Source organism: Neoroseomonas rubea (genome assembly GCF_016106015.1).
Lineage (GTDB): Bacteria > Pseudomonadota > Alphaproteobacteria > Acetobacterales > Acetobacteraceae > Neoroseomonas > Neoroseomonas rubea.
Genome location: NZ_JACADQ010000732.1, coordinates 1 through 640, shown reverse-complemented (window position 1 = coordinate 640; position 640 = coordinate 1). Strand labels below are relative to the sequence as shown.

Below are 640 nucleotides of genomic sequence, written 5' to 3'. Positions count from 1 at the left end.
CGGCCAGCGTCGCGGTGTAGGCGAGGCTGTCGCCTGTGTCGGGATCTGCGAAGGCTCCGGCGGGCACAGTGAAGGTGAAAGCGGCGTCCTCGGTCGTGGTGGTATCGGTCAAGCCCGCCACGACAATTGGAGCGTCGTTGGTGTTGGCAACCGTCAGCGTGAAATCGTCGCTGGCGCTGGAGCCGCTGCTGTCGGTCACGATGACACGCACCGCCAGGGTGCCGACATCGGTATTTCCGGGCATGCCGGAGAAGGTGCGGGTCGCGGGGTCGAAGGACAGCCAGGCCGGCAGGGGCGAGCCATCGGCCAGCGTCGCGGAGTAGGCGAGGTTGTCGCCCGCATCGGGATCGCCGAACGCGCCGATCGGGACCTGATAGCTGAAGGCGCTGTCCTCCGTCGCCGATCGGTCCGCGATCGGGTTGGCGAGTGTCGGAGCGTCGTTGGTGTTGGCAACCGTCAGCGTGAAATCATCGCTGGCGCTGGAACCGCTACCGTCGGTCGCGATGACACGCACCGCCAGGGTGCCGACATCGGTATTTCCGGGCGTGCCGGAGAAGGTGCGGGTCGCGGGATCGAAGGACAGCCAGGCCGGCAGGGGTGAGCCATCGGCCAGCGTCGCGGTGTAGGCGAGGCTGTCGCC

At 67.8% G+C, this 640-nt stretch carries 1 protein-coding gene; it reads right to left on the bottom strand.

What is annotated here, in order from left to right; genetic code table 11:
• On the bottom strand, positions 1-640 hold a 640-nt coding region (locus HW577_RS26110), incomplete at both ends, for a putative Ig domain-containing protein (RefSeq protein ID WP_198378974.1).